The sequence below is a fragment of the Mesorhizobium sp. 1B3 genome (assembly GCF_050958605.1).
Classification (GTDB): Bacteria; Pseudomonadota; Alphaproteobacteria; order Rhizobiales; family Rhizobiaceae.
The window spans coordinates 68977-84768 of the sequence record NZ_JBJHDO010000009.1 but is presented as its reverse complement, the minus strand read 5'-3'; the positions used below and the strand labels follow the sequence as shown (position 1 = coordinate 84768).

The following is a 15792-nucleotide window of genomic DNA, read 5'->3' as shown; positions in this document are numbered from 1 at the left end:
TGACGAGGTTAGGCCGCCGCGGCGGGAGAACGCTTAAGTGGCGCGCTCCGACACGCGAAATTTTTCCAAATATTGGCAAGATCCCGAAGTCCAGGGGCTCAGCCTTCTGTGGGCCGATTTCACGACGCATGAGTATGCGCCCCATACACACGACGCCCATGTCATTGCAGTGACCGAACAGGGTGGCGCCGAATTCAAGAGCCGAGGGATTGTCGATCAGGCGCGCACTTCCGCGTTGTTGGTGTTCAATCCTCAAGAACCGCATTCCGGATGGCTCGGCGCGAGCGAGCGCTGGAGCTATCGCTCGTTCTATCTGACTGACGGCGCCATGCAGACGGTGCAGAAAGGTTTGGGGCTCGAGCACACGCCGTATTTCTGTTCCAATGTGTTCCGAGACGAAGAGCTCATTAACGATTTCACATATCTGCACCAGTCAATCGAGAGCAACGATAGCGGTTTTTCGGTTAGGAGCCAGCTCTATCTCGCGTTCGGTAAGCTTTTTGAGCGCCACAGCAGCCCCTTTTTTCGTCCGGAGAAAGCGACCTACGAGCAGGTGCTGACCGGCCGCATCATTGAATATATGCGTGAGTATTACTCGCAGGATATCTCTCTCGATTCTCTAGCGACGTCTTTCAATTTGACGCCTTTCCAGATGATCCGGTGTTTTAACCGAACATTCGGACTGTCGCCTCATACGTATTTGACGCAGATTCGGCTTCGTGCTGCTTGCCGACTGCTGAAGCAGGGTGCACACTTTGCTGACATTGCGGTTGCGGTTGGATTTTACGACCAGAGTGCATTCAATAAGTACTTCAAGCGGGCCTATGGGATTACTCCAGGCCAGTTCGTAACGGCAGCTGCTTAGCTTGGATCCGCGAAGCGAACGTAAAGTTCTACCAATACCTTGACGGCCTGCTGAGGCAGCAATGGCGAGCACGCCAATCTGCTGCACAGGAGGAGGGCAATGCCCAGCCCGGCCATAACCTCGGACAAAGCGGCCATGGCAGGCCTGGCCTCGACTGTGTCGCCACCCTTTCTGGTGCCGCGAGCGCCATCAATCACACTGGATCGTTCCGGAAAGACAGGAGATCGAGATCATGTCAGCTGCCATCATAGGTTGGGCGCATCTGCCCTTCGGAAAACACGATGCCGAGACGATCGAGAGCATGGTTGTGAAAGTCGCCAATGAGGCGCTCGCGCACGCCGGCATCGCCCCCGGAGATGTCGACGAGATCGTACTTGGACACTTCAACGCCGGCTTCAGCCTTCAGGATTTCACGGCTTCGCTCGTTCTTCAAGCCGACGACCGTCTGCGCTTCAAGCCGTCGACACGGATCGAGAACGCCTGCGCGACGGGCTCGGCCGCCGTGCATCAAGGCCTAAAGGCGATTGCGGCGAAATCGGCGGAGATCGTCTTGGTCGTCGGGGTCGAACAGATGACAACGACACCGGGAGCGCAAATAGGGCAAAATCTTCTCAAGGCCTCCTATCTTCCGGAAGATGCCAATACCCCGGGCGGATTTGCCGGTGTTTTCGGGAAGATTGCCGCTGCCTATTTCCAGAAGCATGGCGACCAGTCGGACGCGCTCGCTATGATCGCCGCCAAAAACCATCGGAATGGCATCGCCAACCCCTATGCGCAGATGCGAAAGGACCTCGGCTTCGAGTTCTGCCGCGCCGAAAGCGAGAAGAACCCGTTTGTGGCGGGGCCGCTCAAACGAACGGACTGCAGCCTCGTTTCCGACGGCGCGGCAGCCCTCATCCTTGCCGACACGGGTACCGCCCGGGAAATGAGACGTGCGATTGCCTTTAGAGGGGTCGCGCAGGCTCAGGATTTTCTGCCACTTGCGAAGCGCGACATTCTCGCCTTCGAAGGGTGCTCGGTGGCGTGGCAGCGCGCGCTCGCCCAAGCAGGAATTTCGCTTGCGGATCTCTCATTCGTTGAAACCCATGACTGCTTCACGATTGCCGAATTGATCGAGTACGAGGCAATGGGCCTGACGAAGCGGGGGGAAGGCGCGCGCGCCATCAAGGAAGGCTGGACCGCAATGGGTGGCAAGCTTCCAGTGAATCCTTCCGGTGGGTTGAAAGCCAAGGGCCATCCGGTCGGAGCGACCGGCGTCTCGATGCACGTCATGAGCGCGATGCAACTCGCCGGAGAAGCTCCCAAGGGTATGCAGGTGAAGGAGGCGACCCTTGCTGGCGTCTTCAATATGGGTGGCGCAGCGGTTGCGAACTACACCAGTGTGCTCGAACGGGTTCGCTAGTCGATTTTGGCGAATTCGCCGCGCCACACAGCAAAGCCAGAAGGTTCAAACATGAATCTCGACGACACTATTTCCGCGATCGTCACAGGCGGTGCTTCCGGCCTTGGCTTTGCAACCGCGCGCGTTTTGATCGCCGCCGGCGCGCGCGTTGCTATTTTCGATGTGAGTGATGATGGCGCCGACCGCGCCGCGGAAATCGGGGCGCGCTTTGTCAAGGTCGACATCACGTCCGATGACAGCGTGCAGAATGGATTGGACGAGACGCGTGCCGCTCAAGGCGTAGAGCGTATCCTTGTCAACTGCGCCGGCATTGCTCCTCCCGCTCGCGTGATCTCGAAAGGTCAATCCCATTTGATGAGCCTCTTCGAAGAAGTCATCTCCGTAAACCTGTCCGGAACATTTCGAATGGTCTCTCGCTGCGCTGCGGCGATGGCAGGCCTGGAGCCGATGGCGGATACAGGTGAGCGGGGCGTAATCGTGAACACCGCCTCAGTTGCGGCCTTCGATGGCCAGATTGGCCAGGCAGCGTACGCGGCCTCCAAGGCAGCAATCGCTGGCATGACGCTGCCGATTGCACGAGACTTGGCGCAGAGTGCAATTCGAGTGTGCTCGATCGCTCCGGGCATCTTCGGTACGCCACTGTTGAAGGGGCTTCCCGACCACGCTCAGGAGTCGCTTGGGAAGCAGGTGCCATTTCCCTCGCGTCTCGGCGATCCCGACGAGTTTGCAGGTCTTGTTCTTCATATCATCCGGAATGGCTATCTCAACGGCGAGGTTATCCGGCTCGACGGCGCGATTAGGATGGCACCGCGGTAAGTCATACAAGAGTAAATTCAATGACCAAGGCCAATGTTTATCCCCCGATCGAGTCCAATCCAAGCTTTCCCGCCATCGAGCGGGAGGTGCTCGAGATTTGGAAACGCGATCGAACGTTCGAGGCCTCGGTCGACGGCCGTCCGCGGGCCATCGACGGCAAATCGAATGAGTTCGTGTTCTACGACGGACCGCCTTTTGCAAACGGGCTGCCGCACTATGGGCATCTCGTCACCGGCTTCATGAAGGACCTGATCCCGCGCTATCAAACTATGAAAGGCCGCCATGTCGAGCGGCGGTTCGGTTGGGATTGCCATGGACTTCCGGCTGAGCTGGAAGTCGAAAAGGAGTTGGGGGTCTCCGGCCGCAATGCGATTCTGGACTACGGGATCGCCAACTTCAACGCGAAGTGCAGCGAATCGGTGCAGCGCTACACAAAGGAGTGGGAGTGGTATGTGACGCGCGAGGCCCGCTGGGTCTCATTCGAGAACGCCTATAAGACGATGGACATCACGTTCATGGAGAGCGTGATGTGGGCCTTCAAGACGCTGTGGGACAAGGGGCTCGTCTATGAGGGCTATCGCGTCGTGCCCTATTCGTGGGCGGTCCAGACACCGCTTTCGAACTTTGAGACACGTCTCGACAATTCCTACCGCGAGCGGCTGGATCCGGCCCTAACGGTCGGTTTCCTGCTCAATGCAAAGCCTGGTGACGATTTCCAGACCAAGCTCCTCGCTTGGACGACCACGCCCTGGACTCTGCCGTCGAATATGGCGCTGTGCGTCAACGACTGCCTCGGCTATGCCGTGTTCGAGCGCGACAGCAAGGAGCGGTGGATCCTCGCAGAAGAGGCGGTTGATCGCTATGAGCACGAGCTCAAGGGCTTTTCGAGGGTCGCCACCATCAAAGGGGCGGAGCTCGTCGGCCGCAGCTACGTACCGATGTTCCCCTATTTTGAGGACGCGGTAAACGCATTTCGCGTGATCGCCGGCGATTTCGTCAGCCCATCCGATGGTACGGGCATCGTGCACATCGCGCCTGGCTTCGGTGAAGACGATTTCGAGATTTCCAAGGCCGAAGGTATTCCGCTCGTGGTTCCGGTGGACGCGGCCGGCAAGTTTACATCGGAAGTCCCGGATTACGCCGGCCAAAATGTCGTCCTTGAAGCGAACGCCAACATCATCAAAGACTTGAAGGCTCGCAGCGGCGTGGTCGTGCGGCATGATCAATATCGCCACAACTACCCGCACTGCTGGCGAACGGATCAGCCGCTGATCTACAAGGCTGTGGAATCCTGGTACGTGAAGGTATCGTCCCTCCGCGACCGGATGGTCGAGCTGAACAGGGACATAAATTGGACACCGGAGCATGTCAAAGACGGCATCTTCGGAAACTGGCTCGCTCATGCGCGCGACTGGAACGTCAGCCGCAATCGCTTCTGGGGCGCGCCGATCCCGGTTTGGAAGAGCTGCGATCCCCGATACCCCCGAGTCGACGTTTACGGCTCGCTCGATGAGATCGAGCGCGATTTTGGGGTTCGGCCGAATGACCTCCATCGCCCAATGATCGATGAACTCGTGCGGCCGAATCCGGATGATCCGACCGGCAAAAGTATGATGAGGCGAGTTCCGGACGTTCTCGACTGTTGGTTCGAATCGGGCTCAATGCCCTTTGCCCAGTTGCATTATCCATTCGAGAACAAGGGACGGTTCGAAGCGAACTTCCCTGGGGACTTCACCGTGGAATACGTCGCGCAGACGCGCGGCTGGTTCTACACCATGATGGTCTTGTCGACTGCGCTCTTCGATCGCGCACCGTTCAAGAACTGCGTCTGCCACGGCGTCGTGTTGGACGAGAATTTCCAGAAGCTCTCGAAGCGGCTGAAAAACTACCCTGACCCTGTGAAGGTGTTCGACGCCCACGGCGCCGATGCGCTGCGATCGTACATGCTGTCATCGCCGCTTATGTCTGGCGGCGATCTCGCTATGCCCAAAGATGGACGCGACATCGGAAAGGCGGCGCGCCAGGTCATCTTACGTCTTTGGAATGCGTATTCGTTCTTTACGCTCTATGCCAACATTGATGGGATCCGTGCGAAGTCGCGGGCCAATTCATCGCATGTTCTCGATCGCCATATCTTGGCAAAATTGCGCCAGATGGTGGCGAAGGTCGAAGACCGCCTGGATCACTACGATATCCCGGGCGCCTATGCGCCGCTGTCGGGTTTCATCGATGCGCTGAACAACTGGTATATCAGGGGCCGCCGCTCGTCCTTCTGGTCCGACGACAATCCTGCCGACAAGCAGGTAGCCTACGATACCCTCTTCACGGTCCTGACGACGGTCTGCCGAACCGTCGCTCCGCTGATGCCATTCATCTCGGACAGGATCTACATGAACCTCACGGGCGAGCCCAGCGTTCATCTCGCTGATTGGCCGGACTATCGCTCTCTGCCGGATGATACCGAGCTTGTGTCGCAAATGGACCTGGCTCGAGACGTCTGTTCGGCCGTGCTCTCGCTTAGAGAAGCATATCGGCGCCGGACCCGCCTGCCGTTACGCTCGCTTACCGTGGTACACCCCCGGGCCGAGGCATTGCGCGACTACGTGCCGATCATCGCTGAGGCGGTCAATGTCAAAGACGTCGTTTTGAGCTCCGAGATCGAGCGCCACGGCAGGCGCGAGATCAAGGTCAATTCGAAAGTAGGCGCGCGTGTCGGGTCCAAGATGAAAGAGGTCATGGCCGCACAGCGAGCGTCGGAGTTCGTCTTGCGCGATGACGGCCGCGTTGACATCGCCGGGCTGACACTTGAGCCAGTTGACTTCGAACTGCGAATTAAAGCAGCCGAAGGCCAGGCCACTGCGTCGTTTGACGGCTGGCGCGGTGTCGTCCAGCTTAATGTCGAGATCGCTGCCACCCTGCAAGCGGAGGGTTGGGCGCGCGACTTTCTGCGCCTCGTCCAGCAGGCTCGGAAGGATGCGGGCTTTGAGGTCACCGATCGTATTCGCCTCGAGGTTAAGGCGGAGGGATCGATTGCAGAAGCCATTCGCACTCATCACTCTGTGATCACAACGGCTGCTCTCGCAAACTCGATGCGCTTTGTAGATGAGCCGAGCGGTGGGTATTCGAAATCGGGTAGTATCGACGATCACAACCTGGCGTTCACAATAACGCGCGTGAACACCCCGGCACATGTCCCCTGATCAATTGGATGGCGCGCAGGATCGACCAACATGCGCGCCGTCTGTCGTGCCAAGCTGCCAACCTAATGATTTTTCAGCACGAGGGAGTGCAAAGGCTACAATGCCGGCCTATCTTATCGGGTGCCTTACCTTGCACAATCGGGACCCTACAAGGGCATACTCTGCCCGGTTCGCCGCTGCCATCCAATGGCACGGCGGCCAATTCTTGTCCGAGGGGGCGCATTCACGATGCACCAAGAGACGATGGTCCTTTCCACGCGTTGGATCTGAATCCGGTAGCGTTGAAGGTGTGAGAACGTTCTATTTTTCAGATGAGCACCAGCGCCTGCAGGAGATCGGATAACTGCCTCGACTGGCGATCTGATGATTGTCGAAGAGCTATCAGTTCTTCACTTGGTGAATCACCGCCAGCCGACGTTTGAAGCATTGATCGTTCCGACGAGCGCCGCGCGCGAAGTTGATTTGACGAAATCGTATAGGGAACCTGCATGACGTATGAGACCATTCTCGTGGAAACCAAGGGCAAGGTCGGATTGATAACACTCAATCGTCCGCAGGCCATGAACGCTCTGAATGACCAACTCATTGGCGAGATCAACCAGGTGCTCGACATCTTCGAGAGGGATGTGAGCATCGGCTGCGTCGTCATCACCGGATCAAAGAAAGCGTTCGCCGCGGGTGCAGACATTAAGGAGATGCAGAGCCGTACTTTTCCCGAGACCTACCTGGAGGACAAGTTCGAACGCTGGGATCGAATCAGCCAACGCCGCAAGCCGATCATCGCAGCGGTCGCGGGCCTTGCCCTCGGGGGCGGTTGTGAGCTCGCGATGATGTGCGACTTCATCATCGCCGCCGACAACGCCCGGTTTGGCCAACCGGAGATCAATCTCGGAATGATTCCGGGTGCCGGCGGAACCCAGCGCCTCACGAAGGCGATCGGCAAAGCCAAAGCGATGGATCTATGCCTCACCGGACGGATAATGGATGCGCAAGAAGCGGAGCGCACAGGCCTCGTAGCTCGTGTAGTGCCATTCGCGGACCTTCTCACGGAAGCGATGATGGCGGCCGAGATGATCGCCTCGAAGTCGTTGCCGTCCGTGCTGATGACGAAAGAGGCGGTGAACCGTGCCTTCGAGGTAACACTGAATGAGGGCTTGCGTTTCGAGCGCCGCATTTTCTCTTCCCTGTTCGCTACCGCCGACCAGAAAGAGGGCATGGCAGCGTTCGTTGAGAAGCGGGAGCCTGAGTTCAAGAATGCCTGACGTAACAGATCAGCGCGTCACTGGGTCGCTGGCGGAGCTGACGCTGGATCTAATGCGTCGATTTCGAAGGGGAGAATGCCTCGTTTTAACAGGTCGATTGATATCGGGGGCGAGAGCGGCGGTACCGATGCACTGGGTAGAGCTAGATCGCGGGCAAAATATGCCGACCAGTTTCTCACGATTGAGACCTTTCGGGCTCTCCTATGCCTATGGAATTGGGTTGAGGAGAGCAGTGCTCTCGCTCCAGGCGAAAACATCGTGACGGATGATGATCGTCGCGACCTGTGGGTGAATCTGCTGCGCGAACGTCGACCGACCAGCGTCCTGCCTTTAAGCAGACGGTCGGATTGCCAGACGCGCATATGCGGAAAAGAGGCTCACCTTGCTCGTGTCATTGATCCGGCCGCTGGGGCAGGTTGGTGCGAAACGCTGATCAAGAGTCTGCGTGCTGCAGCTTAGCCTTGTTCCAAACGATTGAGTGACGAGCGGTATGTGGAAGGCGCTTGTTGATGGCGACAATCGCGGGGGCGTTGAGATGTGGTCAAGCTGACTTGCTTCGACGCGTTTCAAACGGATCGGTCCCTATTCACAGGGATAAGTGAAATTTCCGAACATTTTGGAAACAACGGATTTTCACCCCAGGATTTGACATGGCTCTGACTCAATTCAGGGGAGCACTGCGGAAAGATCGGCACGGGACCGCCCTGGAACGATCGTGCAGCGCCTAGCTGTGCATATTCTAAGTCTTGTTTGAACACGGAGGCGACGTTGATGCAGACATTCCCAGCTATCGAGCCCTTTCGATTTGCGGCGCCTTTTGAGACCTTGCGCGCGCAATCCGAGCGCCTCGCCGCAGCAAGGGGTGTCGTTCCTCGTATTTTCATGGCGACGCTCGGGTCGGCCGCTTCCTTCACTGCACGAGCAACCTTTGCCAAGAACTTCTTCGAAGCCGCGGGGATCGAAGCGCCAATCGGTGACGGCTACATTTGCAATGGCGATACAGACATGAACACCTTAACTGCTGCGTTCAAGAGAAGCGACTGCTCCGTGGTTTGCATCTGCGGCAGTGACAACGACTATTGGTCGGTGCCGGATGAGGCTGTTCATACAGACGACACTCTGGTCGAACAAGTCGCCCGGACGCTGAAACGAGAGGGGGCGGCACTTGTCGCCCTCGCAGGCAAGCCTGGCACCCGTGAAATCGCGCTGCAGCAGAGCGGAATTGATCAGTTTATCTTCGCGGGCTGCGACGTCGCGCATGTGCTTGAGCAATGCATCGAATGCATCGGCTGATGGCTGAAGGCTGCAACTGCAATGGCATTGTTCTCGGAATTCTCGGCAATACCGTACCGCACCTCGCCCCTCGAATCCGGCCGACCGAAATAGGCGACGTCTGGACGATGCTAGAGGGCATCGCGGTGAACGCGATGTACTCTCAAGCCGAACTTGACCAACTGGCTTTTTTAGACACGTTCCCGGGATCATGCGTATCCTGCGTGACTGGCTTGCAAGATGTGGGCTTTCCACGGCCGTGCATCTGGCGCTTCACTAGCATGAGTTCGGTGATCTGCCCTCGGTCTGCCCGTTTGACCGCGGTTCTGCGATCGCGCACAGCTGCGCGGTCGCGCGTGAGGCCGCCGGCGGAAGGTTCGTGCTGCGCTCCAGACCATCACAAATCAGCCCATGGCAGAAGTTGCTCCCCCTGTCCGCCTTTATCGCGCGAGGCAGTAGCGGAAGCTTAAAGATGCGCCCTAAAGTTAGGAAACGGTGCAGCTCCTGCGCGAGCATCACGCCCGCAAGGGTGACGACAAACCCGGCTAGCTGAATACTGTTTAAAGTCTCTCCGAACAGGAAGAATGCTTGCAACGCCGTGGCCGGGGGAACCAACAACATCAATGCCGTTACCCGGGTGACTTCACCACAACGGACCATCCAGACGAACAGCGATGTACCAGCCAGGGAAAGTCCTAGGACCGACCAAATCAGTGCCAACCACAACGAGAGTGAACCGTTCCAATCACCCGTTCCAACGGTCACAAAAGTCATACCGGCCACGACAGACGCCCCGAGGTGCTGGATTGCCCCTGTAGCCCACAGATTGGCCTTCGAAAGCGTGGATTTCTGAATCATCGTGCCAATCGTCAAAGCAAGTATGCTGAATATCCCGAGTGCCGCTGGAAGCACCGGGATGGCTTCGACGTGAACGTCGGCAAGTCTCGGCGCAAGCACCAAAGCGACACCGGCAAAGCCAAGCATCAGCCCGGTCCAGGCGCTAGATCCAATCGGCCTTTTTTGGATGGTTGCGATCAGGAAAGCTGCAAACAGCGGCTGTAGCGCGCCAATCAGGGTCATAACGCCAGCGGCCAAGCCATTGGCCACGGCCCACCAACTGGCGCATAGATAAACGCCGTTGATGACCATGCCGGCAAGTAGATGACCAACAAATTGCCAGCCTTTCGGCCACGGAACGTTGCGTGCGAGTATCGCAAACAAGACGACGACGACCAAAAATCGGATGAAAAGAAAAAGAACAGGATCGGCATAAGGTGCAACTGCACGCGCGGCGATGAAGCTCGTGGAGGACAGGAAGACCAGTAATGCAGGAGCGGCGACAACAGCTATTGTTGCCGTCTGACCTCCTCCGTCTTCGTGCCGGCTGCTCGTCAGCCTACTACCCGAGGTGTCCGTCATTCTATCGAGCGACATAAATGATGCCAAGCTTGAGAAGAAACTGCACCTTGGTGGAAGCGTTCTTCCGTGGCAAAAGCTCCCTATTTGATGACGTCGTTCCGTATTCGTCCGTCAGGCGGCCGTTGGCGAAACAGGGTCGAACATCGGTTGACCGATAGCCGCGAAAAGCTCCGCGTCTTCGCCAATCTCGGCGTTGGGAGTGGTTAGCAGGGTGTCTCCGTAGAACACCGAATTCGCGCCAGCGATGAGACAGAGGATCTGTGCCTCACGAACGAGGGCAGATCGCCCTGCGGAAAGTCGCACGGTCGAACCCGGCATTACCAACCGGGCCGTCGCGACCATCCGCACCAGTTCGAGCGGATCGATCCTTGGCCGATCCGCCAGGGGCGTCCCTGCCACCGGAACAAGCGCATTGATCGGTACGCTTTCGGGGTGGGGATGCATATTGGCTAGGACCTGCAGCATGGACGCGCGATCGCAGATCGTCTCGCCCATCCCGATGATGCCGCCGCAACACAAATCGATCCCATAGGCACGAACCGTGGCCAGCGTCTCCAACCGATCTTCATAAGTACGGGTGGTGATGATCTTGCCGTAGAATTCGGGGCTGCTGTCGAGATTGTGGTTGTAGGCAGTGAGGCCGGCGCCCGCTAGGCGCTCGGCCTGGTGGGGTTTGAGCATGCCGAGCGTCACACACGCTTCCATTCCGAGTTGGCGTACGCCTTTGACCATCTCGATGATCGCGTCGAAGTCCTTGCCGTCGCGAACCTGTCGCCATGCGGCTCCCATGCAGAAGCGTTCGGCCCCTGCCCTCTTGGCGGTGGCGGCCATCGCCACCACCCGTGCAGGATCCATTAGCCGATCGCGCGTCAGATCTACTTCACGATGATGCGCCGATTGCGGGCAATAGGCGCAGTTCTCCGGGCATCCGCCAGTCTTGATCGACAGAAGACTTGCCTTCTGCACCTTGTTGGGATCGTGGTGCTCGCGATGCACCTGATTGGCCCGGCCGATCAATTCAAGCAGCGGCAGGTCGTGAAGCGAAACGATCTCTTCCACAGTCCAGTCGTGGCGGGTCGTTCGGATGGCTGGTCTCATTGGCCCTTGCTCCACCGCCGGGAGATCGAGGCCGGGATCGCCGTGCCGATTGCAGCGACAACACAGATCTTCACCAGATCCCCAAGCAGGAAAGGCGCGACGCCCACGACGAACAACTCGGAGGACGGGATGTAAAATGCGAGCCACGCCACACCCAAACCGTAGATCGGAATCATGCCAACCAGCATCGCCCAGATACGCCCGAAGGTTTTTTTACCGACAGCCAGATAGCCAACCAGTCCTGAGGCGATCAGGTATCCGAGCAGATAGCCGCCCGTCGGGCCCATCAAATAGGCGACGCCGATACCCCGCTCAGGAGATCCTGAGAACACCGGCAGCCCCGCTGCCCCAAGGGCAAGATAGGAGGCGAAAATCGAGACCGCCGCCCGCGGTCCAAACGCTACAGCGAAGGCCATTACACCCAGAGTATGCAGCGTCATCGGAACCGGCCAAAATGGTATCTGTACCTTGGCAGCCAGCGCCATAAGCGCTGTGCCGGTGATGATCACGGCAGCCGATTGTATTGCGGTCGCCGGACGCGTCTGGCCCGGCGTGGTCAGTGCTTCACTCATTGCAGTTTCCTTCAGAATTATAGATAATCTTCAGAATCTATCGCTAAAAGGATTCCTCGAATTGGCGAAAATTGCAAGCAACACCTGCAGCGCGTCGCGCTCGCAAATTTTTATAGATTTTTAGAAGGGTTGCCGAGGTTGCGCGATCGTCTGGATATGTCGGACCAGAATCGACGCCGCCAACTCCGCCTGACCGGTTCGTAATGCTCTAGGATGGAGCGGTGATCGCGATCAGGTTGAAGCATCCCATTCTGCGAGCCACCGTAGAATAGGAACCGCCGTTACGATACGGTATGAAGATCGTCGATAGCCCTCAGAAGGCGGGGCATCGCACATGGCGTAGGGATGAGCCTGTGAAAAGTCCGACTCAAAAGCCTTCGCCCGGTCGCCGGCTTTGTTGACCTCCTCAGCCTCGCCGAGAAGGGCGGGCGTTAAATGGGGTGCAGCGTTCCGCAGAGCAATGACTCGAGCGCTGCGCGCATGTCGGCCACCTCCTTGACCTCCTGCGGGCTGAAACCGGCAACTCGCACTCCGCGGTGCGGGTCGCTTATGACGAGCCTGAGCTTAAATGACGAAACGCCTCGCAACGGGAAATGAAATGGTTTGAAAGGGTGTGACAGCTCTTTCAAAGGAAGGATGTTTGAGCGCCAAACAAGTGCCGCGACCAGCATCCTCTCGTTCTGTCGATGGCGCTGAATATGGCTTTTATCGCTACAGGAACGCTGGACTGATTCTGCTGCTGCCCCACTCGTTGCGAACGGGCTTCTCGTTCGCGCACTGGGCGACTATGGGCGGAGCAGAGTGGGCTTAGATGGGGTTGTTAGGGCAGCGATCCTGGTAGGCAGCATTGGGCCCGCTATTGCCTATCAGAACGGCCCTCCTGCGGTGGGTGCCTTCGATTTCGTCTATGTCGGCTTTGCAGTGATCTGGGGGATGGTCCTCTTTCCAGAGTTGCCGGACGTGATCTCCACGCTCGGCATGCTGCTCCTCGTTGGGGCCGGCATACTATCCTTGCGACAACAGAGCTAGAGATCGGTTCGGCCAACGACGCACAGGACGACGGCAGCTTCGCGGACGTCGTCTAACGCTCTCAGGCTTGCGAAGCAGATTGTCGCATTGAGCGTATTTTTTGTAATTACGGCAGCGTACTATCCCAATCGAAGGCGGCTAAGGGATGAGAGATGGCCATCGAGTCTGTCGGAACGGGAAGACCGCAGCTTCTGCCAATTGTCGGCCTTCTGCTGCTAGAGACCTCGCTCGTTGTTTGCTGGAGTTCCGGTTTCGTAGGAATCCGATACGCCATAGATCACGGGCCGGTTTTTCTGATCTTGCTCTGGCGTACACTTGCTTCCGGCGTCCTGCTGCTGCCCTTTGCGCTTCTGATCGGTCCAAAGCCTCGGCTGGCCGAGATTGCAAAGCACCTCGTGTTTGGAGCCTTGGCGATGTCGGGGTATCTCGCGGGTTTTGCTATCGCCATCGCTAGAGGTGTACCAACGGGGCTGGTGGCACTGATCGCCGACATGCTGCCCTTGGCGATCGCAATGCTCTCATTGCCGGTCCTGGGCCATCTTCTCAACGGCAGGCAGTGGGTTGGTTTGGGAATTGGCTTCCTGGGAGTGCTCGTTGCCTCGGTCGGATCGTTGCACGTAGGGGAAGCCCCGCCCTGGGCCTACTCTATGCCGGTGTTAGGAATGCTGTCTCTGGCTCTGGCCACGCTTCTGCAGAAGCGTTTCGCAAGCAGCGATATGCCTGTTCATCAAAGCTTGTGCATCCAATGTTTTGCTGCTGCTGTAATCTTCAGTGCTTTCGCTGCTGGGGAGGGCGGCATCGCACCAGTTTACGAGTGGGAATTCATCATCGGTATCGGCTGGCTGGTCATTGTCGCCACCTTCGGTGGATACGGCCTGTATTACCTGTGCTTGCGGAGATCGTCACCCGCTCGCGTCAGCAGTGTTCTGTATCTGAGTCCTCCGGTCACGATGCTGTGGGCCTGGTTGATGTTCGATGAACCACTGTCCGGCGCGATGGCCGTAGGGCTCGTCGTGTCGCTTTCTGGGATCGTGCTCGCATCTAGATAGTCGATGAGGCTCCCTGCCCCGCCCAATCATCCAAGCAAAGTCTAAATCGCGGCGTGATGGAGAGGGCAGATCGCGTATGGCTGACACCCCGAGGCGAAAGATCGGCATAGCGTACGCTGTGAAGTGACCAGCGTGAGGTGGGTGATCCGGGTGCCGCCCGGGGTAGTGCGGGTCTCGCCGGCAGGCCATCCCTCCGACGAGGCCCGGCCAAGGCCGGCGGGAGACGCCTGCAACTGCCTGCTCGCGGGCACCTCGCCCATTAGGCGCGGAATGGGCGGGCAGCCGTGTTTGCGGGCAACACGGTCCGGAGCCACGAGGGTTGCGACCGGAAACCCAACGGACTTAGGGGATCAGTCAGTCGGAGGGATTGGTGCCTCTGAACGCATTAAGATGCTTTTCTTTTTGTGGTAAGTGGAGCCGGAGCCTGGATACATCGCCCGGCGAGGCTGTTAAAGAAATGGCGCCAGATACTATTTCAATCATGGAAGGTCGAACTGCATTTGGAGCGGTCAGTAAAGCCTATAATGATGCAAGGCCGCCATATCCTCAGCGTGTCTTTGATATACTCCGCGACGTTGGCGCGCTACCGCAAGGTGCGCGTGTATTTGAGATTGGAGCAGGGACTGGACAGGCAACCGAGCCCTTGCTGGCAATGGGAAGCACAGTATCAGCAGTGGAACCCAACGAGCGGCTTTCCTCGATATTAGCGGATCGGCTGAAAAACTATGGTTCTTTGCTAAACGTCGTAAAAACCTCGTTCGAGGACAGTGATCTTCTGGCAGGAGCCTTCGATCTCGGTGTGGCCGCAACAGCGTTTCACTGGCTCAAAGCAGAGCCCACGCTCGCAACAGTATTTCGACTTTTGCGCCCAGGCGGTTGGTGGGCAATGTGGTGGACAGTTTTCGGTGATCCAGACGATATGGATCCATTCCAACGCCGTACTCAATCGCTTTTCGAACGACTTAGCCGTAGTCCATCCAACGACGGAAAACGCCCTTTCGCTCTTGATAGGGAGGCCCGCAAGGCCGAATTGGAAACTGCAGGATTTTTGAAAGTCGGATATGAAGAAATCCGATGGAAGAACAGGTTAACCACCCGCCAAGTCCAACTGCTAACCCAAACTTTTTCTTCGGTCGCAAGACTGTCCCAGGATGAGCGCTCCAATTTCTTGAGCGAGATTGGGCGCATCGTAGATGATGAATTCGGCGGGCACGTTCGCCGGAATTTTGTGACCGCCGTGTACGTCGGTCAAAAGCCCCCCACGTAGCAGAACTGGCCTGATGACAAGCTGCTCGCTTTTCTCGAATCCCTATGATTATGCCGAAATGTGTTTGAGCCGGAGGCCACCGCTTCCGGCACTACAGAACTGGTTCCGGCATAATCCGGTTGTGGGATTATGCCCGATATCGTGCAATGCGATCCGGTGCCAGTTCATCGGGTGGTGCCGCGCTCGCCCTTGCGCACATTGCTGCCGAACGGCGTCGCTTCCGGTAGGTGAGCCAGCCCTGACCGGGAAAGCCGTGCTGGATCACGGCGCCGCAGAGGATCAGGATGCTGGTGACGCTATGGGCGGCCCGTGCTGGCGTTGCTCGGGAGACCGAGCGAGGCTTTCGCGCTGGACTTCCCCCAGGTCGGGCCCAAGGAAATCGTCCTGCCTCAAGCTCGGCGATGATCTTGTCTATGATCTTGTCGTAAAGCTTCGCCCGGTCCGAGCCGGTGTGTGAGGTGCGGTCATGTCTGGACATCGCGGTTCTCTGCGACGAGCGCCGGGAGGCTCTCTCCCAGCCGTCAATCCCTCACGACAAACC

The 15792-nt window shown here is 58.0% G+C and carries 13 protein-coding genes and 1 pseudogene; 10 read left to right on the top strand and 4 right to left on the bottom strand.

The window, feature by feature from the left end; translation table 11 throughout:
- The first annotated feature begins 37 nt into the window (after positions 1-37).
- The 7 genes from ACCO56_RS22625 (at position 38) to ACCO56_RS22595 (ending at position 8838) form a co-directional block, all read left to right on the top strand.
- Positions 38-865, top strand: coding sequence for a helix-turn-helix domain-containing protein (locus ACCO56_RS22625; protein ID WP_433643130.1), 828 nt, complete (start codon positions 38-40; stop codon positions 863-865).
- Positions 866-1097: 232 nt separating this feature from the next.
- On the top strand, positions 1098-2267 hold the full coding sequence (locus tag ACCO56_RS22620) for an acetyl-CoA acetyltransferase (protein WP_433643129.1): 1170 nt from the start codon (positions 1098-1100) through the stop codon (positions 2265-2267).
- Between the two features lie 51 nt (positions 2268-2318).
- Positions 2319-3083 carry an SDR family NAD(P)-dependent oxidoreductase gene (locus tag ACCO56_RS22615; protein ID WP_433643128.1) on the top strand — a complete coding sequence of 255 codons (765 nt, stop codon included), beginning with the start codon at positions 2319-2321 and terminating at the stop codon, positions 3081-3083.
- A 20-nt stretch (positions 3084-3103) separates the two neighbouring features.
- Positions 3104-6283, top strand: a complete 3180-nt coding sequence (gene ileS, locus ACCO56_RS22610; protein ID WP_433643127.1) for an isoleucine--tRNA ligase — start codon at positions 3104-3106, stop codon at positions 6281-6283.
- Entirely contained in the window at positions 6273-6626 is a 354-nt protein-coding gene (locus ACCO56_RS22605; protein WP_433643126.1) for a DUF1330 domain-containing protein, read from the top strand. The genes ileS and ACCO56_RS22605 overlap by 11 nt, the downstream gene beginning before the upstream one ends.
- Before the next feature lie 145 nt (positions 6627-6771).
- The gene (locus ACCO56_RS22600) at positions 6772-7545 is read left to right on the top strand and encodes an enoyl-CoA hydratase (protein WP_433643125.1); all 774 of its coding nucleotides are present in this window, start codon (positions 6772-6774) and stop codon (positions 7543-7545) included.
- A gap of 768 nt (positions 7546-8313) precedes the next feature.
- The gene (locus ACCO56_RS22595; RefSeq protein ID WP_433643124.1) at positions 8314-8838 is read left to right on the top strand and encodes a cobalamin B12-binding domain-containing protein; all 525 of its coding nucleotides are present in this window, start codon (positions 8314-8316) and stop codon (positions 8836-8838) included.
- A 501-nt stretch (positions 8839-9339) separates the two neighbouring features.
- Here ACCO56_RS22595 and ACCO56_RS22590 read toward each other — a convergent pair.
- The 3 genes and pseudogenes from ACCO56_RS22590 to ACCO56_RS22580 all read right to left on the bottom strand — a co-directional run.
- Positions 9340-10236: pseudogene (locus tag ACCO56_RS22590) on the bottom strand (DMT family transporter); the annotation flags it as partial.
- Between the two features lie 111 nt (positions 10237-10347).
- Positions 10348-11334 (bottom strand): biotin synthase BioB, encoded by a 987-nt coding sequence (gene bioB / locus ACCO56_RS22585; protein ID WP_433643123.1) that lies wholly within the window; start codon positions 11332-11334, stop codon positions 10348-10350.
- Complete coding sequence (locus ACCO56_RS22580) at positions 11331-11906, bottom strand: biotin transporter BioY (protein ID WP_433643121.1); 576 nt, start codon at positions 11904-11906, stop codon at positions 11331-11333. The genes bioB and ACCO56_RS22580 overlap by 4 nt, the downstream gene beginning before the upstream one ends.
- An 801-nt stretch (positions 11907-12707) precedes the next feature.
- On the opposite strand from ACCO56_RS22580, the gene ACCO56_RS22575 reads away from it, so the two are divergent.
- From ACCO56_RS22575 to ACCO56_RS22565, 3 genes are all read left to right on the top strand, one after another.
- Positions 12708-12935: a hypothetical protein gene (locus ACCO56_RS22575; RefSeq protein WP_433643120.1), complete on the top strand. Its 228-nt coding sequence runs from the start codon at positions 12708-12710 to the stop codon at positions 12933-12935.
- 152 nt (positions 12936-13087) lie between these two features.
- Positions 13088-13984: a DMT family transporter gene (locus ACCO56_RS22570; protein ID WP_433643119.1), complete on the top strand. Its 897-nt coding sequence runs from the start codon at positions 13088-13090 to the stop codon at positions 13982-13984.
- Between the two features lie 370 nt (positions 13985-14354).
- On the top strand, positions 14355-15251 hold the full coding sequence (locus tag ACCO56_RS22565) for a class I SAM-dependent methyltransferase (protein WP_433643118.1): 897 nt from the start codon (positions 14355-14357) through the stop codon (positions 15249-15251).
- Between the two features lie 127 nt (positions 15252-15378).
- Here the strand turns inward: ACCO56_RS22565 and ACCO56_RS22560 are convergent, their stop codons facing one another.
- Entirely contained in the window at positions 15379-15729 is a 351-nt protein-coding gene (locus ACCO56_RS22560; RefSeq protein WP_433643117.1) for an ArdC-like ssDNA-binding domain-containing protein, read from the bottom strand.
- Between the last annotated feature and the right edge of the window lie 63 nt (positions 15730-15792).

What these genes read in the sequence shown, in the direction of transcription:
- ACCO56_RS22605 (WP_433643126.1), top strand. Translation starts at nt 6,273, where the DNA reads ATGTCCCCTGATCAATTGGATGGCGCGCAGGATCGACCAACATGCGCG.
- bioB (WP_433643123.1), bottom strand. Translation starts at nt 11,334, where the DNA reads ATGAGACCAGCCATCCGAACGACCCGCCACGACTGGACTGTGGAAGAG.
- ACCO56_RS22620 (WP_433643129.1), top strand. Translation starts at nt 1,098, where the DNA reads ATGTCAGCTGCCATCATAGGTTGGGCGCATCTGCCCTTCGGAAAACAC.
- ACCO56_RS22570 (WP_433643119.1), top strand. Translation starts at nt 13,088, where the DNA reads ATGGCCATCGAGTCTGTCGGAACGGGAAGACCGCAGCTTCTGCCAATT.
- ACCO56_RS22580 (WP_433643121.1), bottom strand. Translation starts at nt 11,906, where the DNA reads ATGAGTGAAGCACTGACCACGCCGGGCCAGACGCGTCCGGCGACCGCA.
- ACCO56_RS22560 (WP_433643117.1), bottom strand. Translation starts at nt 15,729, where the DNA reads ATGTCCAGACATGACCGCACCTCACACACCGGCTCGGACCGGGCGAAG.
- ileS (WP_433643127.1), top strand. Translation starts at nt 3,104, where the DNA reads ATGACCAAGGCCAATGTTTATCCCCCGATCGAGTCCAATCCAAGCTTT.
- ACCO56_RS22600 (WP_433643125.1), top strand. Translation starts at nt 6,772, where the DNA reads ATGACGTATGAGACCATTCTCGTGGAAACCAAGGGCAAGGTCGGATTG.
- ACCO56_RS22615 (WP_433643128.1), top strand. Translation starts at nt 2,319, where the DNA reads ATGAATCTCGACGACACTATTTCCGCGATCGTCACAGGCGGTGCTTCC.